Raw genomic sequence first — 23,063 nt, 5'->3', positions numbered from 1 at the left:
GCTTTTTATTCCGGTCATGGACCAAAAGAGTCCACTCCCGTCATAAAAAGTTCGTTTGCGCCAAGGCATCATGGGCTGTAGGCGGCAGGCCGCAACAGCCCATAGTCCTTGCCGGCGGCAAAAAGATTTCAAATGCCGTTTTTAGTAACCTCCCATGGAGGGTGAGATGGACATCAAGGTCAATTTCAGCGGACGCGCCATCCGCTATACGGAAGAGGAAATCGCCGTGGTCGTGGAGGCCATGCGCAACGCCGATCCTCTGACCCAGGGACAGTACATGCGCGCGTTTGAAAGCAAGTTCGCGCGTTATCAGGGCGTGGCCGATGGCTCCTGCTTCACCACCATGAACGGCTGCGCGGCCCTGGAAATGTCGGCCCAGCTCTGCCGTTTCAAGCCCGGCGACGAGCTGGTCATTCCCTCGCACACCTTCACGGCTTCAGCCTATCCCTATCTTAAAAAGGGCGCGCGCCTGGTCTGGGCCGACGTGGACCCGCACACCCGCGTGGTCACGGCCGAGAGCATCGAAAAAGTTCTGACCCCCAAAACCAGGGCCGTGGTGGTGGTCCATCTCTACGGCTATGTGGCGGACATGCCCGCCATAGCGGCCCTCTGCAAGGAGCGCGGCCTGATTCTCATCGAGGACGCGGCCCAGGCCATCGGCGCGGAAGTGGACGGCAAAAAAGCGGGCAGCTTCGGGGACATGGCCGTGTTCTCCTTCCACTCGCACAAAAACCTGACCACCTTGGGCGAGGGCGGCATGCTCTACGTGCGCGACCCGGCCCTGGCCGCCGTGGTGCCCGCCCTGCGCCACAACGGGCACTGCGCCTATGACTTCGAGCGCCCGGACTACTGGAAACCGGCCATGGGCAATGTGGACGTGCCCATGCTGGACGGCGACATGCTCATGCCCAACAACTATTGCCTGGGCGAAGTGGAATGCGCCTTGGGCGCGAAACTGCTGGACCGCATTGACGCTATCAACGACCGGAAGCGGGAACGCGCCCTACGTTTCATGGACGCTCTGGCCGATTTCCCGGAACTGGAATTCCATCGCGTGGACTCACGCCGCCACAATTACCATCTGCTGGCCGCCCGCATGACCACCGGCCCGGAGATGCGCGACCGCTTCATGCGCGCCATGTCCGGGGAAAAGGGCGTCAAATGCGTGGTGCAGTATATTCCGCTGGACCGTTACGACTACTATAAGCGCCTGGGCTGCGGCACGGCAAATTGCCCCAATGCGGACGCCTTTTTCGACAGCATGATTTCCTTCCCCTTCCAGCACTGGTTGAGCGAAGAAGAGTTTGACTACATGCTGGCGGCCACGCGCGACGTGCTGACTTCCTTGCGCTGAAAAGCGTCTTTAGAGCAGATCAACTTTGAATTTTTACAAATTTCAAAGTTGGCATTCCGGTGAAAAACGTGGTTATCGTTGCTATTGATCCCCATATGGCTCCGTTGCCGCCAACGGGAACAGCCCCTCGGGCTGCCTTCGGTCGCTTTGCCGGAATCCACGCCGCGTTTGGCGTTAGAGCATTTCAACGTTGAAATGCTTTATCCCTGTGCCTTGCCGAGCCTCTTTCTTGCCAGGGAACAAAATCCATCTTTTCAGGTTGGGTCAGAGATAGTGGAACCCGTGAAAGAACGCTGCATCGTCATCCCGGCCATCAAGAAAAACGCGGTCATCCCCGACCAGCTGGTCAAAAAGCTGGCCGGGGTCACGCTTATGGAGCGGGCCATCCACACGGCGCGCGCCGTGGCTCCGGGCGAGGACATTGTGGTGCTCACGGACAGCCAGGAAATCTCGCTGATCTGCGAGCGGACGGGCGTGGGCTTTCACTGGAACAAGGATCTGCGCTTCACCAGCCTGGATATTGTGGCCGAGATGCGCGACCTGCTGGGCGATCTGGCGCGCCGCTACGAGCATTGCATCATCCTGCGCGCCTCCTGCCCGTTGCTGACCTGGGTGGACGTGGAGGACGCCTGGAAGAAATATCTGGAAGCCGGGGCCGACAGCCTGGTCACGGTAAAAAGCGTGCGCCAGCGCATCTGGAACGTGCGCGGCGACAGCCTGGAAAGGCTGCTGGATTGCGCCACGGGCGAGGCGGGCGCCTGCGGCGAGGAGCAGCTTCTGGTGGAAAGCCGGGCCCTGATCATCTTGCGCCTGGCCCTGCTGCGGGAGACGCCGCAGGTCGTATCCGGACCGGGCCGCGCCCCCGTGCCCCGTCCAAACAAGGTGATCCCCTATTTCCTCAATGAGCGGGCCATTGAAATCCAGGGCTATCAGGACTGGTGGATCTGCGAACGCCTGCTGCGGCGACGGCATGTGGTTTTTGTGGTGGCGGGCTATCCGGCCATCGGCATGGGCCATGTCTTCCGCGCGCTCATGCTGGCCCATGAGATTACCAGCCACAAGATCACCTTTGTCTGCACGCGCGAGAGCGAGCTGGCCGTGGAAAGCATCGCCCGCAAGGACTACCGCATCGTGCGCCAGGGGCACGAGGATCTGGCCGACACGGTGCTGGCCCAGCGGCCCGACCTGGTGGTCAACGACTTTCTGAACACGGACGCGGCCTATATGGAGCGCCTGCGCGCGGGCGGCGCGCGCTGCGTCAACTTCGAGGACGAGGGGCCGGGCGCGACTCTGGCCAACCTGGTGGTCAACGCCCTGTATGAAAGCGGCCGGACTACGGAGCGCCTGCGTTGCGGGGCGGACTATTTCTGTCTGCGCGACGAATTTGTGGGCGCACGGCGCAATCCCCTGCGGCCCGACGTGCGCACCGTGCTGCTCACCTTCGGCGGCACGGACCAGCGGGACTGCTCGCGCCGGATACTGGACATCATCGAACCCATCTGCCGGGCCTACGGCATTTCGGTCCGCCTGGTGGCCGGGCCGGGCTACGCCCACAAGGAAGCCATGGAGGCCCATCTGCGCAAGTTGGAAAACCCCTTGGTGGAATTCACCTGGGCCACCAACGTCATGAGCCGGATGATGGAAGGCGCGGACCTGGCCATCTGTTCGGCCGGGCGCACGGTCTATGAGCTGGCGCACATGCGCGTGCCCGGCATGGTTCTGGCCCATCACGAGCGCGAGGCCCGGCACACCTTTGCCCGCCCGCGCAACGGCTTCGCCTTTGTGGGCCTTATGGACCGCGTGGATGACGTCAAAATCCGTAACGTCTTTCTGGCCATGCTCAAGCAGGCCCGCCGGGCGCGCTTCTGGGAGCGCCAGAACCGCCTGGACTTCACGGCCAACAAGGCGCGGGTGGTGGGCCTGATGCTGGATCTTCTGGACCGGGACGAGACATGAGTGGGTACACGCGGGCATTGCCGCCCCAGCCGTCCGGATTGTCCCGGCTGCCTTGCCCGCAACGCCTGGCCGCGCTTGTCTTGTTGTTCTGCGCCCTGCTGGCGTTGGGGCTGCCGGTTCCGGCCGGGGCCGGGGAGGCCGTTGCGCCGCCTCTGCCGCCGGGCCCGGCCTGCGGCGATTTCCTGGCCATGGCCGGGAGAAAGCCGGACGTCTTGGAATTTCTGGGTTGCGAGCCGGGCCGTGACGCTCAGTTTCCCGTTCTGGCGGCCCGCTACCGGGTGCGCGGCGCGGACGCGGCGCTGGTGGAGGACGTCTTGAGGCGCGAAAGCGGCATGCGCCCGCTGGTCTATGTCTGCTGTCGCTGGGAAATGGAAAAGAACGGCCAGGGACGTTTCGACTTTCGCCGGTCGGGACTGTCCCGGGCGTCGGCTCAAGCTGACGGCGGCCTGCTCGGCACATGCCGCGTGCGCATGGGCAGCGGGGATACGGAATACTATGAGCGCTCGGAGTGGCTGCTGATTCCCTGGTTTTACGTCACGGTGCTTCTGGATCTGGAAAAACCCTGAACCCGCCGTGAGAGATAAGGAAAACACCATGTCCCATAATGCCCGCCACGGCAAAAGCGTGGCCATTGTCCAGGCCCGGCTGGGGTCCAGCCGCCTGCCCCTGAAATCCCTGCTCTGCCTGCGCGATCTGCCCGTCATCGACTGGGTGACGCGCCGTCTGGCCCAATCCCGGCGGTTGGACCGGATTATGGTCGCCGTGCCGGATACGGAACTGGACCGGGTGCTGCTGGAGCATCTGCAACGCCGGGGCGTGCCCTGCTTGGCCGGGTCGGAAAACGACGTGCTGGCCCGTTTCTGTCTGGCCGCCAGGGAGGCGGAGGCGGATCTGGTGGTGCGCGTCTGCGCGGACAATCCCCTGATCTGGGGCGAAGCCGTGGACCGGCTGCTGGCGCATTATGAACGCACGGACTGCGACTACGCCTACAATCATATTCCGCGCGACAACCTCTGGCCCGACGGCCTGGGGGCCGAAGTTCTCTCCCGTGAACTGCTGGATGACCTGGACGCCAGGGCAAAGCAGCCCTCCCAGCGTGAGCACTGCCTGAACTACATTTGGGACAATGCCGCGCAATTCCGCATTTCCACCTTTGACCCGGAAGAGGACTGGCTGCGCCGTCCGGACCTCAAGCTGGATATGGACCGGCCCGAGGACTTCCGGCGGCTGGCCCTGCTGCCCCTGTCGCCGGACATGGACGCCCGCGCCATTGTCAACGTCTTTTCAAACTGACTGAAATTACTCTGAGGAATTGCTGTGGAGTGAATCAGCGTTGAAAAGGTGATTCACTCCAGGGGCTGTTTCTAAATTGAGGAATTTTGGCCTTCCGGCAAGGGAAACAAGTTTTTTGCGGAAGGAGTGTGCTCTGATGGTGCTCGACTGGAGCAAAAAACGCAGTTTTCTTCAGCCGTTGGCGGCATGGCCGCTACGGATAAAGACAGCATCGATAACGCCGCCGGAAGTCAAAAGAGCCGATTTAGAGACAGCCTTTAATCCAGGCTCAGGATCACGGAGAAGGCCTTGAACAGCACCGTGATTTTGTCTCCGGCGCGCAGCGGCGCGCCTGTGGCCGGACCTTTGCTTTGCAGGGCGCAGATCTGGCTGCCTTCGGGCAGGGCCGCCAGGATTTCCATGACCATCCCGTCTTCGCGCACCCGTTCCACCACGGCGGCGAAGCGGTTTTCCGCGCCGGACGTCGCGTCCACGCGGCCGTCGCCGCCTTCCGGCGCGCCCGCTTCGATCATTACCCAAGGGGCCTTCACGCTGGCGTTGACCAGCTTGCCTTCCTCCAGTGCCAGGCTGCGGTAACTCTCATCCGTGATCAGGGCCGCCACGCGCAGGCCGCCGGCGGTGCTCAGAATGGCCTCCACCAGCAGGCCGGACTGGCGCAATGCAACGATCCGCCCCTGAAACACGTTCCGGGCGCTGGTTTTCATGGGTCGCTCCCTCTGCAGTTGTTCACGCAACAGGCGTTGCGCCTTCTGCGGATCGCAGCGCACAATGCCGCTCTGGCCGGGCCCGGCGCGCCGTCCCAGAAAAATGTCCACCACCGGCAGGGGCAGGCCCTGCCGGCCCAGTTCCAGGGCCCGGCTGTGGCGCAGGCTGCGCGCGCTGAGCAGGCCCTTGGGCAGGCCGCAGGCCGCGCCGCACTGTTGCAGGCTGCGCCGCACGTAACTGGCGTCGCAACGCATCAGTTCCGGGCTGGCCGGAAACAGGCCCGGATCTTCCAGCACCCGCCGCAGGCGACGGCTCACGGCCAAGGGCAACGGCACCTCGCGGCCGCAGGCCCCCTTCACGCGGATGATCCCCCCCTGCAAATCCATATCCGACGGACCCAGGGCGAAAATTTCCACCAGGCGCAGGCCCGCGTAGCGCAACAGCATGAAAATCAGCCACATGCGCAGGCGGGGGCGTTTTTCGCGCGGACCGCGCGCCGCCGCTGCCCGTTCCCAGAGCCAGGACTCCACGCTCAATAGTTCCTGCGGGCTGATCCGGCCGGTATCCTGCAGCAGGGCAACGGAATCCCGCCGCAGCAGTCGCTGCCGCAGCCAGGCCGTGTCCGCCGGGGAGAGCGAGCGCAGCAGCGCCGCCAGTTCTTCACGCTTTGCTGTTTTGTCCATGCCTTTTCCGCGTTTTTTCCTCCTTATACAAATAGAACACCGGCTTTGTACAGCCTTCACGTTTTTGTCGTAAAACGTGCGTATGCACCCGTTTTGATCCCCGTTCACGTTTTTTGCCCAAAACGTGAACGGCTTGCCGGTCCGTGCCGCTGGGGTAGAGTAGCTATAACCCCGACCGCGCCCTCTGTCGCCGCCGTCGGCCTTCTTTCTCGTCAGTACTACTCATGGAGGAGACAAAACACATGAAGACGCCCTTCCTTTCCCGCATTCTTCTGGCCCTGGCCTGTGTCGGCCTGTTGGCCCTGCCCGCCAAGGCCGCGGAAATGACCATTTCCGGGGCGGCCAGCCTGACCAACGCCTTTACCGAGCTCAAGGGCATGTTTGAGAAAAAACATCCCGGCCTCACCGCGCACGTCAACTTCGCCGCCTCCAATCCGCTGCTGAAGCAGATTCAGGAAGGCGCGCCCGTGGATGTTTTCGCCTCCGCCGATCAGGCCACCATGGACAAGGCCGTGGCCTCCAAGGTGGTGGACCCGGCTACGCGCAAGGATTTCGCGCTCAACGACCTGGTGCTCATCGTGCCCGCCGGGAGCAAGAAGCCCGCTGATCTGGCCGACCTCAAGAACTTCAAGCGCATCGCCGTGGGCAATCCCGATTCCGTGCCCGCCGGGCGCTACACCCGCGAGGCCCTGACCAACGCCAAACTCTGGGACGTTCTTCAACCCCAGGTGATCCAAGGGGCGAGCGTGCGCCAGGTGCTGGACTATGTGGCGCGCGGCGAAGTGGACGCGGGCTTTGTTTACGGCACGGATGCCAAACAGCAGGCCGGCAAGGTGGACGTGGTCCTGGTGGTGCCGGGCCACAAGCCCGTGCTTTATCCCATCGCCGTGGCCACTACGGGCAAGAATCCCAAGATGGGACAGGCCTTCCTGGACTTCGTGCTCTCGCCGGAAGGGCAGGCGGTGCTGGCCAAGTACGGCTTCTCCAAGCCTTAACGGGATTTGGTCCTTTTGACCGCCGGCGGCGTTACACATGTTTTTTGCTTGGGTCATGGGCGAGAAGAACCCACTCCCCGCGCAAAAAATATATGTGCCTTGTCGGCGGTCAAAAATCCTCAAATGCCGTGGAATATCCAGGCGTGTCGTCAGATTTTTTTCTTTGCAGCGGACAGGGTGACCCGATCTTATGGATTTTGATCAGATATCCATTCTGAGCCCGCTGGAGCTTTCCCTCCGGGTAGCGAGCCTGGCGACCCTGTTCTCCTTTGTGGCGGCCACGCTCATGGCCTGGCTGCTGGCAAGAAAAAGAGGGCCCCTGCCCGCCCTTCTGGACGCCCTCTGCACCCTGCCGCTGGTGTTGCCGCCCACGGTGCTGGGCTATTATCTGATTCTGCTGGTGGGGCGGCGCGGGGTATTCGGCCACTGGCTGGCCGACATGGGCATCAATCTGATCTTTTCCTGGCAGGGAGCCGTGGTGGCGGCCACGGTGGTGGTTTTTCCCCTGATCTACAAATCCGCGCGGGCGGCTCTGGAGCAGGTGGACCCCCACCTGGAAAACGCGGCCCGCACCCTGGGTTCCTCGGAGTGGCGGGTTTTTGTGAGCGTCTCCCTGCCCCTGGCCTGGAGAGGCATTTTCGCCGGGCTGATGCTGGCCTTCGCGCGCGGCATGGGCGAATTCGGGGCCACGCTGATGATCGCGGGCAATATCCCCGGCAAGACCCAGACCCTGGCCCTGGCCATTTATGACGCTTTTCAGGCCGGCAACGACGTCCAGGCCGTCTGGCTGGTGATCATTACCTCCGCTGTCTGCGTCAGCCTGCTGATGGCGGCGGAACTGTTGCTGAAACTGAAATGGAAAAGGCGGTCCCGATGATCTCGCTGCATCTGCGCAAAACGTTCCGGAATGCGGACACGCCCTTCAGCCTGGACGTGGCCTACGAGATCGGCGACAGCCAGAAGCATGTGGTTCTGTTCGGCCCCTCGGGCTCGGGCAAAAGCCTGACCCTGCAATGCCTGGTCGGGCTTACCCGCCCGGATGCCGGGCATATCCGCCTGGGCGAGCGCGTGCTCTATGACGGCGCGGCCAAGGTCTGCGTACCGGCCCGCCGCCGCCGCATCGGCTATATGTTTCAGGATTACGCGCTGTTTCCGCATCTGAGCGTGCTCCAGAATGTGGCTTACGCCCGTACCGGCTGCTGGCCCTGGCGGATCTGCGCGACGGAGCGGAGCAAGGCCCAGGCCATGCTGGAGCGCTTCGGCATCGGGCATCTGGCCAGGCATCTGCCGGTCCAGCTTTCGGGCGGGCAGCGCCAGCGCGCGGCCCTGGCCCGCGCTCTCAACGCCGACCCGCAACTGCTCTTGCTGGACGAGCCCTTTTCCGCCCTGGACCCGCTGCTGCGCGAGCGCCTGCGCGAGGAACTGCTGGAACTGCTGGCTGATCTGACCATCCCGGCCGTGATCATCACCCATGATCCCGACGATGTGGATGCCTTTGCCGGTGGCCTGATCCTCTATGACCACGGGCAGGCCCGGCAGGTGCCGGATTACCGCGGCGCGCGCCGGAATTTCGCCACAGCCGGGCAATGCCTGCGGCATTTGCAGGAAGAGCGGGGCGGGGCGCGGCAGCGCGCCGCGAATCCCGCGGCCTTGATGCCCCCTCCCGCACGCCCGGCGGCTTTTGCTGCCGCCCTGACGCCGCGTACGGCTTCGGCGCGGGCCGAAGGAGCGGTGGGGAGCCGGTAGCGCAAAATGGAAAAAGAGATTTGGTCCGGATCGCGAGGTCCCGGCCAGAGGGAACGCGCTGCCGTTGCGACTCCAGCGGCGCGTTCCGCTTTTTTGCACCCGGCGCTTGCGCGTCTTCGGGCATGTCGCGCGCGTCCGGCCCTGCACCGGCCCCGGCGGCCTCTGTCCGCACGGCAGCGGTGACAGCGGCACGGGAGTCATGTAAAATAAAATCACAGTGCTCCAAACTGTCCGATCTGTCCGATAGATTGAACACTTTTGACAGACACTGTCCGGATTATAAGACAGTTTTGCCGTCCAGAAAAGCCGCCGCAAGGCCGCTGCATGGAAAGAGCTATGAAATTGAGGCGGATACGAAAGCCTTCCGTCCGGCACGCAATTTGCTACTTCTGTCACAATTTTCGGGTGTTCTCAGGCCCTGCAGGCCGCTCTTCCCCTTTTTTCCGTTTTTCTCCGACGTGCCGCGGAGATGCGGGCGCGAGGAACGGGCGGTTGCGGATCGCAAGCATCACAAACAGCGCGAAAGCAAAAGGAGCAATTATGCCTAAAATGACTCCCAGTGAGGCCATGGCCGAAGTCCTGGTGGAAGAAGGCGTTAAACACGTCAGCGGTATCCTCGGTTCCGCTTACATGGACCTGTTGGACCTCTTCCCGGCCGCGGGCATCGACTTCATCTCCGTGCGCCATGAGCAGACCGCCGGCCACATGGAAGACGCCTTCTGCCGCATGACCGGCAAAGCCGGCGTTGTCATCGGCCAGAACGGCCCCGGCATCACCAACTACGTGACCGCCGTGGCTACCGCCAACATGGCGCACAGCCCCATGATCATCCTTTCGCCCAGCGCCGGTTCCGCTTCCGTGGGCTGGGACGGCTTCCAGGAATGCGACACGTGGAATCTGTTCAAGCCCATCACCAAGGCTTCCCTGCGCGTGCCCCATCCCAAACGCGCCGCTGACATTCTGCGCACCGCCTTCCGCGCCGCCTACGCCATGCGCGGCCCCGTGCTGGTGGACATCCCGCGCGACTACTTCTACGGCGAGCTGGATGAAGAAATCCTGAAACCCTCCCAGTACCGCGTGGCCCCCGGCGGCATCGGCAATCCGGAAATGTTCAAGCACGCCGTCGAAGTGCTCAAAGCCGCCAAGAATCCCGTGATCGTGTCCGGCCGCGGCGTGGTTGACGCCGACTGCGTGGACACCGTCAAAGCCCTGGCCGAGCACATCGCCGCTCCCGTGGCCTGCAGCTACCTGCACAACGACGCCTTCCCGGCCGACCATCCGCTGTGGTGCGGCCCCATCGGCTACATGGGCTCCCATGCCGCCATGCGCCTGATGGAAAAGGCCGACGTGATCCTGGCCATCGGCAGCCGCCTGTCCTACTTCGGCACCCTGCCCCAGGACGGCATCAACTACTTCCCCAAGACGGCCAAGATCGTCCAGATCGACATCAATCCCATGCACATCGCCAAGACCCACCCCATCACCGTGGGGCTGTGCGCCGATGCCAAGGACGCTTCCGAAGAGCTGTACAAGCAGCTGCGTGACGCCATGCCCAAGAAGGACATCACGCCCGTGGCCAACAAGGTCAAGGAAGAGCTGGCCCTCTGGCACAAGGAAATCGACGAGATCTCCAACGAACCCGTGATCGAAGGCCGCCTGCACCCCCGCAAGGCCTTGGAAGTGGTCGGCAAGTTCATTTACGACAATGACGCCATCGCCACCACCGATATCGGCAACACCTCCTCCACGGCCAACAGCTACCTGCGTTTCCGTCATCCGAAACGCGACATCGCCACGTTGACCTTCGGCAACACCGGCTTCGCCTATCAGGCCGCTCTGGGCGCGCAGCTCGCCTGCCCGGACAAGCCGGTCGTCTCCATCGCCGGCGACGGCGCCTGGGGCATGAGCCTGTTTGAAGTGCCCACCGCCTGCCAGTTCAACCTGCCCGTCATCGCCACCGTGTACAACAACGGTGCCTGGTGCGCGGAAAAGAAGAACCAGGTGGACTTCTACAACAACCGCTTCGTGGGCGCGGACATCTGGTCCAAGTCCTACGCCAAGATCGCCGAATCCATGGGTGCCGACGGCTACACCGTCAACACCCAGGCCGACCTGGCCAACGCTCTGGAAACGGCCTACAAGAACCGCCGTCCGGCCGTCATCGAAATCATGACCGACGGCACCCGCCTTGCGCCGCCTTTCCGTCGCGACGCTCTGGCGCTGCCTACCCGCTTCCTGCCCAAGTACGAAAAGCTGGACAAGAAGTACTTCCCCAAATAAGTGACTGTTGACTGAACGCGGCCCCGCCGGATCTTCCGGCGGGGCCGCTGATTGACGGCGGCGCGGGGAAATTTCCCCGCGCTTTCTTTTTTTTAGAGTATTTCAACTTTGAAATGCTCTAACGCCGAACACGGCGCGGATTCCGGAAAAGCGACCGAAGGCAGCCCGAAGTGCTGTCCCCGTTGGCGACAACGGAGCCATACGGGGATCGACAGCAGCGATAACCGCGCTTTTTGCCGGAATGCCAACTTTGAAATTTATAAAATTTCAAAGTTAATCTGCTCTAGGGCCTGTTAACACTATTTGACAAAGAGCGAGTATTCCGTAAGAATGTCTTATGCAAATTACTCGCGAACAATATGAGAGAATCGCTGACTGCTTCCCGCGCCAAAGAGGTAATGTCCGTTTTGACAATCTCCAGGTGTTGAATGCGATTCTGTACGTTGCGGAGCATGGGTGTAAATGGCGTGGACTGCCGAAAAATTTTGGCTGTTGGCACAGCATCTACACGCGCATGAACCGCTGGAGCAAGAACGGAGTTCTTGACCGTATATTTGAACGCCTTCAACAAGAGCAGATACTCCGCCTTAAAATAGAAGCAGTTTCTCTCGACAGTACTATTGTTAAGGTTCATCCCGATGGAACAGGGGCCTTAAAAAAACAGGTCCGCAGTCCATCGGAAAGTCCAGAGGCGGCTGGACGACCAAGCTTCATATGGTTGCCGCGAATGCTGAATGCGCGTTGAATTTCAGCCTCACTCCCGGCAACGCCGGCGATGCCCCCGAGGGGCGCAGGCTGCTTGTCCAGTTGGGGCCGATGCCAGCGCCGTGCAGCTTGCTTATGGATGGCGCATATGAGGGTAATGAAACGACTCGCTTGGGACGTGAGTTGGGCTTCACTCCGGTGGTGCCGCCCAATCCCAACCGACTGAAACCGTGGGAGTATGACAAAGAGCTATACAAAAGACGTAATGAGGTAGAACGGCTTTTCAGGAGGCTCAAAGGCTTCCGCCGTGTTTTTACTCGCTTCGATAAGCTCGATGTCATGTTCCTGGCCTTTGTCGTCTTTGCGTTGATTGTTATAGCTCTGAAATAGTGTTAACAGGCCCTAGAACATATTGCGCTTGAGATTTCCGCTTGACGGCGGGCAAAGCACGCCTGCGAAAATCTCGCGGGCCTTGTAACAGTACAGAGTAATTTCATTGTGAAAATGCTCTAATCCGCACATGAGGACAGTTCATGAAGCCTTTTCTGCGTCGCACAGCATATACGGGGCCGGTACAGGCCGTTATTCTGGATTGGGCCGGTACGGCGGTGGACCACGGCTGCCGGGGGCCGGTGGCCGTGTTTTCGCGGGCCTTTGAGCGCCACGGCATAGAGCCCGAGGTGGCTGAAGTGCGCGCGCCCATGGGCCGCGAAAAGCGCGAGCACGTGCAGGCCATGCTGGCCATGCCGCGTCTGGCCGAACTCTGGCGTGCCGGGCACGGCAACGCGCCCGACGATGCCGCCACGGACACGATTTTTGCCGCCGTGCAGGAACTGATGCCTGAAACCCTGGCGGACTACGCCATGCCCGTGCCGGGCTGCGTGGAGGCCCTTGCCGCACTGCGCGCCAAGGGCCTTAAGATCGGCTCCTGCACCGGCTACAGCCGGGACATGATGGTGCGCCTCATGCCGCGTGCCGAGGCCGCCGGGTACAAACCCGACGCTGTGGTCACGGCCGACGAGGCGCCCCAGGGCCGCCCCTGGCCGTGGATGTGCTACCTCAATTGCATGCGTTTGGGCGTGCATCCGCCGGAGGCCGTGGTCAAGGTCGGCGACACCCTGGCCGACGTGGAGGAGGGCATCAACGCGGGGCACTGGAGCGTGGGCGTGACCCGTACCAGCAATGCCCTAGGCCTGACCGCCGAGGAAGCGGCGGCCCTGCCCGCCGACGAGCTCTGCCGCCGCGAGGAGGAGCTGGGCCGCGCCTTCCGCGAGGCGGGCGCGCATTATGTGATTTCGAGCATTGCGGATCTGCCCGGCCTGATCGACAAGGTCAACGCCCGCCTGGCAAAGGGCGAACGCCCGTAGACGGCGTTGAGAGCAATTCATTTTCAGGCTGAAGCCGGGGCAGCGCCCGAGGGGCGTCCGGCCACTGTGTGACGGGCAGGGAGCAGTCCTGTGCCGTGAGCGGAAATATTGCGCCACGGTGAGAATTCTTCCGCCTGATCCAGCCTGATTTGCGCAGGATTTGTTCTTCGGCGTCGTCTCGAGCCGTTTGCGCTTGAAATTATCGCTTAACGGCGAAGCAAATTCGCCTTGCGATAATTTCGTGGTGCGGATTTCCGTGGAAAATCCGCACAGGGCGTTGGGATATTTTCAATATCAAAACGTTCTAAAAAGGCCCGGCCGGAAAGATTTCGGCCGGGCCTTTTTTGCGTCCGAGCGCCGTCCGCCCTGGCAGGCGCGGCGGACAATGGAATCAGCACCTGTATTGGTGGAATGTTTTCACAAAGTCCGTGCACTCTGCTATGGATGATGGGCTTTTTACTGTTGATACCATATATATTGCAATTTGGTATCACAGGTATAACAGGCATGAAAGAATTGTGATTTTTTACGCAACATGCGGATTTATAAAATTTTTTTCTCTATCTATCACGGTATGCTTGAAAAAAACATAAAAGTTGAGCAGTCATTCAACAAAAGGGGGTTGTCAGTATCGTTTCCGTATGCAATGCTTTTCCATCTTTTTCAAGTCATTCCGGCCAGCAGTGCGCCGGAGGCCGTGTGGACCCCGCTGGCGGCATGCGTGCGGGGACGCCTTCAACTCTGAAACTTTGGAGGTTGACGGATGAAACGGTTCTTTTTCCCGGCAGCAATGCTGCTGATCCTGGCTGTGTTGCTGGTGGGGCAGGACGCTCTCGCCGCCACGGGCATGGGCATAAAACTGCCTGAAGACCCCACCAAGGCCTACATTACCCTGGGCATCCTGGTAGCGGCGGCGGTCATGTTTTTCACCGAAATCGTACCCCTGCCCATCACCGCCCTGCTGGTGCCGGTGGCGCTTTCCCTGACGCACGTCATTACCTCCAAGGTGGCCTTCAGCTATTTCGGCGATCCCACGGTCATTCTGTTCATGGCCATGTTCATCGTGGGCGAAGCCACGTTCATTACCGGCTTCGCGGACAAGGTCGGCGCGCTGGCCGTGCGGCTCTCCAAGGGCAATACCGTGCTGCTGCTGGTTTACACCATGGCCGCCGTGGGCCTGCTCTCCACAGTGCTGTCCAACACCGGCACCACCGTGGTGGCCGTGCCCATGATTCTGGGCATGTGCATCAAGGCCAAGCTGGCGCCGGGCAAGGTGCTCATGCCCGTGGCCTTTGCCTCATCCCTGGGCGGCACCGTGACCCTGGTGGGCACGCCGCCCAACGGCATCATCAACTCCATGCTGGCCCAGACCGGCCAGACGCCTTTCGGCTTCTTTGAATTCGGCCTGATCGGCATTCCCCTGCTGGTGGTGGGCCTGGCCTATTACGGCCTGATCGGCCACCGCTTTCTGCCCGAAGGCCGCCAGATGGACGACGATATCGTCACCGAGGGCCAGACGCGCCGTGAAAACAAGATGTGGTACTCCATCGCCATTTTCGCCTTTGTGGTCTTCATGATGGCCAGCGAACTCATGCCCCTGACCACCGCCGCCATACTGGGCGCCTGCCTGATGGTCATCTCCGGCTGCATGACCATGCGCGAGGCCTTCCGCAGCGTGGACTGGACCACCATCTTCCTCTTCGCGGGCATGCTCTCCATGTCAGCGGCCATGGCCAAGTCCGGCGCGGCCGCCATTGTGGCCAACGCCGTGGTGAGCATGGTTTCCGACCCCTGGATGCTCATGCTGGTCTGCTGCGCGCTCACCGCCCTGATCACCAACTTCATGTCCAATACGGCCACGGCCGCGCTCATGGCCCCGCTGGCCCTGCCCATCGCCCTGGCCAGCGGCATTTCGCCCCTGCCCATCACCATGGGCATCGCCATGTCCGCCTCGGCCTGCTTCCTGACGCCCATCGCCACTCCGCCCAATACCATCGTTTTGGGACCGGGCAAGTATAGCTTCCTGGACTATGTCAAGGCCGGCTGGCCGTTGCAGCTGATCACCCTGCTCATGTGCTGGCTGCTCATTCCCATGATCTGGCCTTTCCATCCGTAAGCCGTTCCGGCGGAGAGAGAATATGAAGGAAATTCACGTTACTACCATTACGGAGGCCGTGGCCGGCCTGGCCGTGGAAGCCTGTTGCCGCCTGCCCGAGGACATGGTTGAGGCCATGCGGGCGGCCCGCGCCCTGGAGCCGTCGCCGGTGGGCCGGAACATTCTGGACCAGATCCTGGAAAACGCGGCCATCGCGGCGCGCGAAACCATGCCCATCTGCCAGGATACGGGCCTGACCGTGGTTTTCGCCGAGGTGGGGCAGGATGTGCGCATTGTGGGCGGCGGCTTTGAGGGCGCCGTCAACGAAGGCGTGCGCCGGGGCTATGTGGACGGCTATCTGCGCAAATCCTGCGTGGCTGAACCGCTCTTCGAGCGCAAGAACACCAGGGACAACACCCCCGCCGTTATCCACACGCGCATTGTGCCCGGCGACAGCCTGCGCCTGCGCCTCGCGCCCAAGGGCGCGGGCTCGGAAAACAAAAGCGTGCTGAAAATGCTGGTGCCCGCCGACGGCATCGAGGGCGTGCGCCGGGTGGTGCTGGACGCTGTGCTGGCCGCCGGTCCCAATTCCTGTCCGCCCCTGGTGGTGGGCGTGGGCCTGGGCGGCACCATGGAAGTGGCGGCCATCTGCGCTAAGAAAGCCGCCGCTCGCGATCTGGAAAGCGTCAACCCGGACCCGCGCTACGCGGCCTTTGAACGGGAATTGCTGGAAATGATCAATAAGACCGGCATCGGCCCGCAGGGCCTGGGCGGCCTGACCACGGCCCTCAAGGTGCATGTGGAGTGGGCTCCCACCCACATCGCCTCCCTGCCCGTGGCCGTGAACATCAACTGCCACGCGGCCCGCCACGCGGAAGTCGTACTCTAAGAGGAGGGCGAGACATGTCCGACGATCAGGTCAAACGCATCCGCGCCCCTTTTGACGACGCCACGGCGCGCTCCCTGAGGGCCGGAGACAGGGTGCTGATTTCCGGCGTTATTCTGGCCGCGCGCGACGCGGCCCACAAGCGGCTGGTGGAGACACTGGACCGGGGCGAAGCGCTGCCCGTGGACCTGCGCGGCGCTGTTGTCTATTACGTGGGCCCCTCGCCCGCCAAGCCGGGCCAGGCCATCGGCGCGGCCGGGCCCACCACTTCGGGCCGCATGGACGCCTATACGCCCCGGCTGCTGGATCAGGGCCTCAAGGGGATGATCGGCAAAGGCTACCGCAAGCCGGAAGTGGTGGAAGCCATGAAAAAGCACGGCGTGCCGTATTTGGCCGCCGTGGGCGGCGCGGGCGCTCTCATCGCCCGCAGCATCAAAAAGTACACCGTGCTGGCCTATGAGGATCTCGGCCCCGAGGCCGTGGCCGCCATGGAAGTGGAGGATTTCCCGGCCATCGTGGTCATCGACAGCCTGGGCGACAATTACTACGAAACGGGCCAGGCCCCGTATCGGCAGTTGTAGCGGCTTGGCGCGCCGGGTCATTCCGGTGCGCCGCCGTGTCCGCAATACGGAATACTTTCCTAAAGGAGTTGCTATGGCGCCAATGAGATCCCCCGCCGACGCCCGGACCCGCCTGGATTTCTGGCAAGCCGCGTCCGGCGCGCTGCTGGCCCTTTTCGTCTGTGTCCATCTGCTGCTGGAAGGCAGCGTGGTGATCAGCCCCGCGCTGACCAACGGCATCGCCTGGCTGCTGGAAGCCACCTTTCTGACCCAGATCGTGGCCCCGCTCATCGTGCTGCTGGTGATTTTCCACTTCTGGATCGCGGCTCGTAAAATGCCCTTCCGCACCAATGAGCTGGGCATTTTCGTGCGCCACAGCAGAAGCCTGCGCGAGGCCGACACCTGGCTCTGGCTGGTGCAGGTCTTTACCGCCGTGGTCATTCTGGTGGGCGTGTTCTTCCACGTCTACACGGTCATGACCAACCTGCCCATCAACGTGGCGGGCAGCGCCAAGCGCCTGCACGATGGCTGGCTGGCTTTTTACGTGGTCTTTCTGCCCTGCGTCATTCTGCACACGGGCGTCGGCGTATATCGCCTGGCCGTGAAGTACGGCGTGTGCACCAAGGCCGAGCGCGTCCGCTGGCGCAGGTGGATATGGATTGTCATGGGCTGTTACCTTGTGCTCGGCGTGCTGGCTCTGACCCGCGTCTGGTTCCTGGGATAGGGGGGTGCGTATGCGTGTTTTTCAAAGTGATGTTCTCTGCATGGGCGCCGGTCTGGCCGGGGAGCGCGTGGCCGTGGAAGCCGCGCAGGCGGGCTTCAGCGTCATCTGTCTGAGTCTGGTGCCGCCCCGGCGCTCCCATTCCTCGGCGGCCATGGGCGGCATGCAGGCGGCCCTGGGCAATTCCATCATGGGCGACGGCGACAGCCCGGAAATCCATTTCAACGACACGGTCAAAGGCTCGGACTGGGGCTGCGACCAGGAGGTGGCCCGCCTGTTCGCCAAGACCGCGCCCATCGCCATGCGCGAAATGGCCTGGATGGGCGTGCCCTGGAGCCGGGTGGTGCCCGGCGAGCATACCTATTACAAGGGCGGCAAACCCTTTCAGGCCACGGAAAAGGCCGAGAATGAAGGCCTGATCCATTCCCGGGCCTTCGGCGGCACGGCCAAATGGCGTACCTGCTATACCTCGGACGGCACGGGCCATGCCGTGCTCTTCACCCTGGACAACCGCCTGCTGCAACTGGGCGTGGACGTGCACGACCGCGTGCAGGCCGAGGCCCTGGTGCATGACGGCGAGCGCTGCATGGGCTGCGTGGCCCGTGACCTGCGCACCGGCGAGCTGGTGGGCTATTTCGCCAAGGCCACGCTTATCGCCACGGGCGGTTACGGGCGCATCTACCGGGCCACCACCAACGCCGTGATCTGCGACGGCGGCGGCCAGATCACCGCCCTGGACACGGGCGTGGTGCCGCTGGGCAATATGGAGGCCGTGCAGTTCCACCCCACGGGCACGGTGCCTACGGACATTCTGGTGACCGAGGGTTGCCGGGGCGACGGCGGCACCCTGCTGGACGTCAACGAATACCGCTTCATGCCCGACTACGAGCCGGAAAAGGCCGAACTGGCCTCGCGCGACGTGGTTTCCCGCCGCATGACCGAGCATATGCGCAAGGGCTTCGGCGTGCCCAGCCCCTACGGCGAGCACCTCTGGCTGGACATCCGCCACCTGGGCGAAAAGCATATCACCACCAATCTGCGGGAAGTCTACGACATCTCCACGCACTTCCTGGGCGTGAACCCCATCCATCAGCTTATCCCGGTGCGGCCCACCCAGCACTATAGTATGGGCGGCGTGCGCATCAACAAGGACGGCCACGCCTACGGCCTCCAAGGCCTGTTCGCGGCGGGCGAAGCCGCCTGCTGGGACATGCACGGCTTCAACCGCCTGGGCGGCAACTCCCTGGCCGAAACCATCGTGTCGGGCCGTGTTGTGGGCAAGAAGCTTGTGGAGTTCCTGCAAGGCTATGAATGCGTGTTCTCCACGGCGGCCATGAGCGACGCGACGGCCAAGGTGCGCGAGCGCATCGAAAACCTGCTCCGGGGCACGGGCGACGATTGCTACACCCTGCGCAACGCCATGCAGGACATAATGATGGAGCACGTGGGCATCTTTCGCAACGGCAAGGATCTGGAAGCCGGTGTGGCGAAACTCCAGGATCTGCTGGAGCGCAGCAAAAACATGCGCCTGCGCGGCGGCAACATTCCCGGCCCGCACGGCGAACTTTCCATGGCCCTGCGCGTGCCGGGCATGCTCAAGCTGGCCCTGTGCACGGCCTACGGGGCGCAGCAGCGCACCGAGAGCCGGGGCGCGCACGCCCGCGAGGATTACCCCGAGCGCAACGACAAGGACTGGCTGGTGCGCACCCTGGCTACCTGGAAGGAGGGCGACAGCCTGCCCACCCTCAACTATGAAAAGGCCACGCCGTTCTATATCCTGCCGCCCGGCGACAGAGGCTACGGCGGCGGCAAGATTATCCCCGGCGACATCGGGGAGGGCGAAATTGAGCCCTTTGCGCAAAAGGTCTAAGGGAGGCCGACATGGGACGCAATCTGACGTTTGAGATCTTTCGCTACAATCCGCTGGATCCCCATTCCCAGCCTCACATGCAGACCTTTAACCTGGAAGAGCATCCCAGCATGACGCTCTTCATTGCCCTGAACATGATCCGCGAAACCCAGGACGCGAGCCTTCAGTTCGACTTCTGCTGCCGCGCGGGCATCTGCGGTTCCTGCGGCATGGTCATCAACGGCCGCCCGGGCCTGGCCTGCCATACCCAGACTTGCGATCTGCCCGCCCGCATCAGCCTGCACCCCCTGCCGGTGTTCAAGCTGCTGGGCGACCTTTCGGTGGATACGGGCACTTGGTTTCGGCATGTGGGCAAAAAGATCGAATCCTGGATTCACACCAACAAGGCCTTTGACCCGGACGCCCAGGAAGAGCGCATGGACAACGAACTGGCCACTCAGATCTTCGAGCTGGACCGCTGCATCGAGTGCGGCTGCTGTGTGGCGGCCTGCGGCACGGCGCGCATGCGCGAGGACTTTATCGGGGCCACGGCCATCAACCGTATGGCCCGTTTCTATATTGACCCGCGCGACAACCGCACCCCGGCGGATTATTACGACCTTATCGGCGACGACAATGGGGTTTTCGGCTGCATGGGCCTGCTGGCCTGCGACAACGTCTGCCCCAAACAACTGCCCCTGCAGGACCAGCTGGGCATCATGCGCCGCATGGTGTCCGCCGAATCCGTGCGCGGCATTCTGCCGGAATTCCTGCGCAAAAAGCTCCAGGGTTGCGGTTGCGATCACACACGGGCATAACCACGGAACGGTCGCCGTTACGCGGCGGCCTCAGCGTGATGACAAACCCCGCTTCGCGGGCTTTGCGCCGCCATCGACGCCAGAACCGTCGGGCGGAAATTCGCCAAAAGGAAGCATGCCATGCTGATACTTGACTGGATGAAATCCAATGTGATCTCGGTTCCGCCGGACGCCTCCCTGCTCCAGTGCCGGAAGCTGTTCAAGGACAACCACATCGGTCGCCTGCCTGTGGTGGATGCGGACAAGATTGTGGTGGGCCTGATTTCCGCCTCGGACATCAACGCCTTCGCGCCCCAGCGCACCACGGGCCTTGAAATCCTGGAAGTGCTCGACATTCTGGGTGAAACCCCGGCCAAGCAGATCATGACCGTGGACCCGGTGACCATCAATTACAAGGGCACGGTGGAGCAGGCCGCCCAGCGTATGATTGAAAAGCGCGTGGCCTGCCTGCCGGTGGTCAATGACGAGGAAAAACTGGTCGGCATTCTCACCGAATGGGACATTTTCAAGGCCCTGGTCAGCATCAGCGGAGCCGCCATGCCCGAGGGCGTGGAAATGGCCTTCAAGCTGGAGAACAAGCGCGGCACCCTGCGCGAGATTCTGGATATGCTCAAGGAATACGGGGTGCGCATTTCCACAGTGCTCTCGATCATTTCCGACGACGGCATGCGCCAGGTGAAAATCCGTTTCTGGTCCGAAGACGCGGAGGCGGAAAACAAGGCCCTGGAAAAGCTCAAGGACCACGCCGGGCTGCGCTACTGGGCCCGTGGGGGCGAAGTCTATCTGCGCGACAAGCCGGATTTCAAACTCTGAGCCGACGCACGGCGCCGAACCTGAATCACAAGGCCGCCCATCGGGCGGCCTTTTTTTTTTATGATCGAAAACTCCCCGCTAAGCGGGGAGTTCCAAAAAGGCGAAGCCTATAGCTGTCAAAAAAGAAGCTCTCCTTTGCTACAAAAAAGTTGTCCTGACTTCCGTAGTAGCAAAGGAGAGCGACAATGGATGATCAAAGTTTAGAGCACACGCGTTGGAATTGCAAATATCATATCGTGTTTGCACCGAAATTCAGGCGCAAAATTATTTATGGCAAATACAAGAAAGAAATTGGCCTGATATTAAGGAGGTTGTGTGAGTATAAAAAGATTGAAATATTAGAAGCGCATGCATGTATTGATCACGTCCACATGTGCATAAAAATACCTCCCAAGTATAGCGTGGCACAAATCATGGGATACTTGAAGGGAAAAAGCGCGTTAATGATATTCGAGCAGTTTTCGAACTTGAAATATAAGTTTGGGAACCGTCATTTCTGGTGCAAAGGCTATTTTGTCAGCACGGTAGGGGTGAATGAAGCCACTCTTTTGAAGTATATTCGTGAGCAAGAGATACGAGACAAAATAGCCGATCAGCATAGTTTGTTTGAACATAAAGACCCATTTATGGGTCGCTAGGAATAGCGGCGGAAGTCAGGTCTGACCTCCTTCAGGGGGCGGACGAGTAACAGGCCCTTATAGGGCCAAATCAAACCGCCCCTTGAAGGGGCGGTGCTGATTGGCGGAAACGATATTCAACGCCCCGGCGGTTCGAGGCGTCGGTCGGGCAATCAGCGGACGTGTTTTCAGGCCTGTTAAATCTATGTGCTCCGGCGGCTGATGCCGTACTTGCGCAGCTTTTCGTACAACGTGGCGCGCGCGATATGCAGGGTGCGCGCCGTGCGCGAGACATTGCCGCCCTGTTCGGCCAGCACCTTGCGGATGACCACGGCCTCGGTGTCGGCCATGATGTCGGAAAGGTCCCCGGCGGCGGCCACGGCGCGCAGGGGCAGATCCGCGCTGGGCAGGGTGTCCGGCGGGAAGTCGTCCACCTGGATCACGTCGCCGTGGCGCATGGTGGCCGCGTGCACCACGGCATTGTGCAACTGCCGCACGTTGCCCGGCCAGGAAAAGGCCAGCATGGCCGCCTCGGCTTCCGGGGCAAAGGCCAGATGCTCCAGGCCCATGCGCGAAAGCACATAGCGGGCGATGGGCAGGATGTCGTCCGCGCGTTCGCAGAGCGGCGGAATTTCCAGCACAAAGGTGTTGATGCGGTAGTAGAGATCCTCGCGGAAGGAACCCGCGCTGAGCATGGCCGAAATGTTCCGGTTGGTGGCCGCCACCAGGCGGAAATCCACGTTGCGGGCATTGACCGAGCCCACCCGGCAGACGCTGCGGCTTTCCAGCACGCGCAGCAGCTTGGCCTGGATCTCGGGCGGCATTTCCCCGATTTCGTCCAGAAAAAGGGTGCCCTTGTCGGCCAGTTCGATCTGGCCGATCTTGCCGTCCTGGTGCGCGCCGGAAAACGCGCCGCGCGCATAGCCGAACAGCTCGGATTCAAAAAGATCCTTGGGGATGGCCGCGCAGTTGATGCTGACCAGCGGGCCTTCGGCGCGCGGGCTTTCGGCGTGCAGGGCATGGGCAAAGAGTTCCTTGCCCGCGCCGGTGGCGCCCAGAATCAGCACCGGCGCGTCCAGTTGGGCGTAGCTGCGCACCTGCTGCTTGAGGCGGCGCATGGGCGCGCTTTCGCCCAGGATGCTGCGCAGGCTGTACTGCGGGGCCAGGCTGGCCTTGATCCGCCGCTTGTACTGATTGAGGGTGTGGCCCAGATGGTCGATTTTGGAGGAAAGTTTTTTCAGCTCTTCGGGATCGTTGAAAATAGCCTGGGAAACCATGCCCGCCAGCCGCCCCTGGCCGTCGCGCACCGGGATGCGGTTGACCACCACGGGCAGGGCGTTGCCCGGCCCGAGCTGGCAGAGTTCGCCCATTTCGGCCCGGCCGTCGCGCAGCACCACGCGCGCGCGCGAGTGAGGGATGATCTCCGTGATGTCGCATCCCAGCAGGTCTTCGGGCCGCTGGCCCAGCAGATCGGCATAGGCCTTGTTCACAAAACGGATGATGTAGTCCATGTCGCAGAACAGCACGCCCATGGGCAGGCTGTCCAGAATGAGGGAGGTCATCTCGCTGTTTTTTGTGAAGGGGGACATGGAAAACTCCTCGGTCGCGCCGCGCATCGCG

General features: G+C 62.1%; 20 protein-coding genes. 18 read left to right on the top strand and 2 right to left on the bottom strand.

Translation table 11 applies throughout. The features are described 5' to 3' along the window. The first annotated feature begins 166 nt into the window (after positions 1-166). From HMPREF0326_RS02030 to HMPREF0326_RS02015, 4 genes are all read left to right on the top strand, one after another. A complete protein-coding gene (locus HMPREF0326_RS02030; RefSeq protein ID WP_008682441.1) occupies positions 167-1,354 on the top strand; it encodes a DegT/DnrJ/EryC1/StrS family aminotransferase in 1,188 nt (395 codons plus the stop codon). Between the two features lie 282 nt (positions 1,355-1,636). Then, entirely contained in the window at positions 1,637-3,310 is a 1,674-nt protein-coding gene (locus tag HMPREF0326_RS02025) for a hypothetical protein (protein WP_020990158.1), read from the top strand. After that, positions 3,307-3,876: a DUF4952 domain-containing protein gene (locus HMPREF0326_RS02020; RefSeq protein ID WP_020990157.1), complete on the top strand. Its 570-nt coding sequence runs from the start codon at positions 3,307-3,309 to the stop codon at positions 3,874-3,876. The genes HMPREF0326_RS02025 and HMPREF0326_RS02020 overlap by 4 nt, the downstream gene beginning before the upstream one ends. Before the next feature lie 28 nt (positions 3,877-3,904). Next, positions 3,905-4,603 (top strand): cytidylyltransferase domain-containing protein, encoded by a 699-nt coding sequence (locus HMPREF0326_RS02015; RefSeq protein WP_008682438.1) that lies wholly within the window; start codon positions 3,905-3,907, stop codon positions 4,601-4,603. 257 nt (positions 4,604-4,860) lie between these two features. Here HMPREF0326_RS02015 and HMPREF0326_RS02010 read toward each other — a convergent pair whose 3' ends face one another. Next, a complete protein-coding gene (locus HMPREF0326_RS02010; RefSeq protein ID WP_008682437.1) occupies positions 4,861-5,991 on the bottom strand; it encodes a TOBE domain-containing protein in 1,131 nt (376 codons plus the stop codon). A 242-nt stretch (positions 5,992-6,233) separates the two neighbouring features. Between HMPREF0326_RS02010 and modA the strand changes: the two genes are divergently transcribed. The 14 genes from modA to tnpA all read left to right on the top strand — a co-directional run bounded on the left by modA (position 6,234) and on the right by tnpA (position 21,464). Then, entirely contained in the window at positions 6,234-6,986 is a 753-nt protein-coding gene (modA, locus tag HMPREF0326_RS02005) for a molybdate ABC transporter substrate-binding protein (RefSeq protein WP_008682435.1), read from the top strand. Between the two features lie 190 nt (positions 6,987-7,176). Continuing rightward, entirely contained in the window at positions 7,177-7,863 is a 687-nt protein-coding gene (modB, locus tag HMPREF0326_RS02000; protein ID WP_008682433.1) for a molybdate ABC transporter permease subunit, read from the top strand. After that, entirely contained in the window at positions 7,860-8,732 is an 873-nt protein-coding gene (locus HMPREF0326_RS01995; RefSeq protein ID WP_008682432.1) for an ATP-binding cassette domain-containing protein, read from the top strand. The genes modB and HMPREF0326_RS01995 overlap by 4 nt, the downstream gene beginning before the upstream one ends. Positions 8,733-9,272: 540 nt before the next feature. After that, positions 9,273-11,012: a sulfoacetaldehyde acetyltransferase gene (xsc, locus tag HMPREF0326_RS01990; protein ID WP_008682430.1), complete on the top strand. Its 1,740-nt coding sequence runs from the start codon at positions 9,273-9,275 to the stop codon at positions 11,010-11,012. 337 nt (positions 11,013-11,349) lie between these two features. After that, a protein-coding gene (locus tag HMPREF0326_RS16560; RefSeq protein ID WP_147568320.1) for an IS5 family transposase occupies positions 11,350-12,107 on the top strand; the annotation gives its coding sequence in 2 pieces (ribosomal slippage) (positions 11,350-11,674 and positions 11,674-12,107; 759 coding nt in all). Between the two features lie 143 nt (positions 12,108-12,250). Beyond that, positions 12,251-13,084, top strand: a complete 834-nt coding sequence (gene phnX / locus HMPREF0326_RS01980) for a phosphonoacetaldehyde hydrolase (protein WP_008682426.1) — start codon at positions 12,251-12,253, stop codon at positions 13,082-13,084. A 763-nt stretch (positions 13,085-13,847) separates the two neighbouring features. Then, positions 13,848-15,200 (top strand): SLC13 family permease, encoded by a 1,353-nt coding sequence (locus HMPREF0326_RS01975; protein ID WP_008682420.1) that lies wholly within the window; start codon positions 13,848-13,850, stop codon positions 15,198-15,200. A 22-nt stretch (positions 15,201-15,222) separates the two neighbouring features. Further along, positions 15,223-16,068 (top strand): fumarate hydratase, encoded by an 846-nt coding sequence (locus HMPREF0326_RS01970; RefSeq protein WP_008682418.1) that lies wholly within the window; start codon positions 15,223-15,225, stop codon positions 16,066-16,068. Between the two features lie 14 nt (positions 16,069-16,082). After that, positions 16,083-16,646, top strand: a complete 564-nt coding sequence (locus tag HMPREF0326_RS01965; protein ID WP_008682417.1) for a Fe-S-containing hydro-lyase — start codon at positions 16,083-16,085, stop codon at positions 16,644-16,646. Positions 16,647-16,719: 73 nt separating this feature from the next. Next, entirely contained in the window at positions 16,720-17,349 is a 630-nt protein-coding gene (locus HMPREF0326_RS01960; protein ID WP_008682416.1) for a hypothetical protein, read from the top strand. A gap of 10 nt (positions 17,350-17,359) precedes the next feature. After that, on the top strand, positions 17,360-19,216 hold the full coding sequence (locus HMPREF0326_RS01955) for a fumarate reductase flavoprotein subunit (RefSeq protein ID WP_008682415.1): 1,857 nt from the start codon (positions 17,360-17,362) through the stop codon (positions 19,214-19,216). Positions 19,217-19,227: 11 nt separating this feature from the next. Beyond that, positions 19,228-20,013: a fumarate reductase iron-sulfur subunit gene (locus HMPREF0326_RS01950; protein ID WP_008682413.1), complete on the top strand. Its 786-nt coding sequence runs from the start codon at positions 19,228-19,230 to the stop codon at positions 20,011-20,013. A gap of 120 nt (positions 20,014-20,133) precedes the next feature. Then, positions 20,134-20,826, top strand: a complete 693-nt coding sequence (locus tag HMPREF0326_RS01945) for a CBS and ACT domain-containing protein (protein WP_008682411.1) — start codon at positions 20,134-20,136, stop codon at positions 20,824-20,826. A 185-nt stretch (positions 20,827-21,011) separates the two neighbouring features. Then, positions 21,012-21,464: an IS200/IS605 family transposase gene (gene tnpA, locus HMPREF0326_RS01940; RefSeq protein WP_008686590.1), complete on the top strand. Its 453-nt coding sequence runs from the start codon at positions 21,012-21,014 to the stop codon at positions 21,462-21,464. Between the two features lie 182 nt (positions 21,465-21,646). Here tnpA and HMPREF0326_RS01935 read toward each other — a convergent pair whose 3' ends face one another. Beyond that, on the bottom strand, positions 21,647-23,032 hold the full coding sequence (locus HMPREF0326_RS01935; protein ID WP_009303097.1) for a sigma-54 interaction domain-containing protein: 1,386 nt from the start codon (positions 23,030-23,032) through the stop codon (positions 21,647-21,649). Positions 23,033-23,063 lie beyond the last annotated feature (31 nt).

The organism is Desulfovibrio sp. 3_1_syn3 (genome assembly GCF_000145315.2).
Classification (GTDB): Bacteria; Desulfobacterota; Desulfovibrionia; order Desulfovibrionales; family Desulfovibrionaceae; genus Desulfovibrio; species Desulfovibrio fairfieldensis.
Note: the sequence above shows the minus strand (reverse complement) of the source record. Positions and strands in the feature narration are given on the sequence as shown.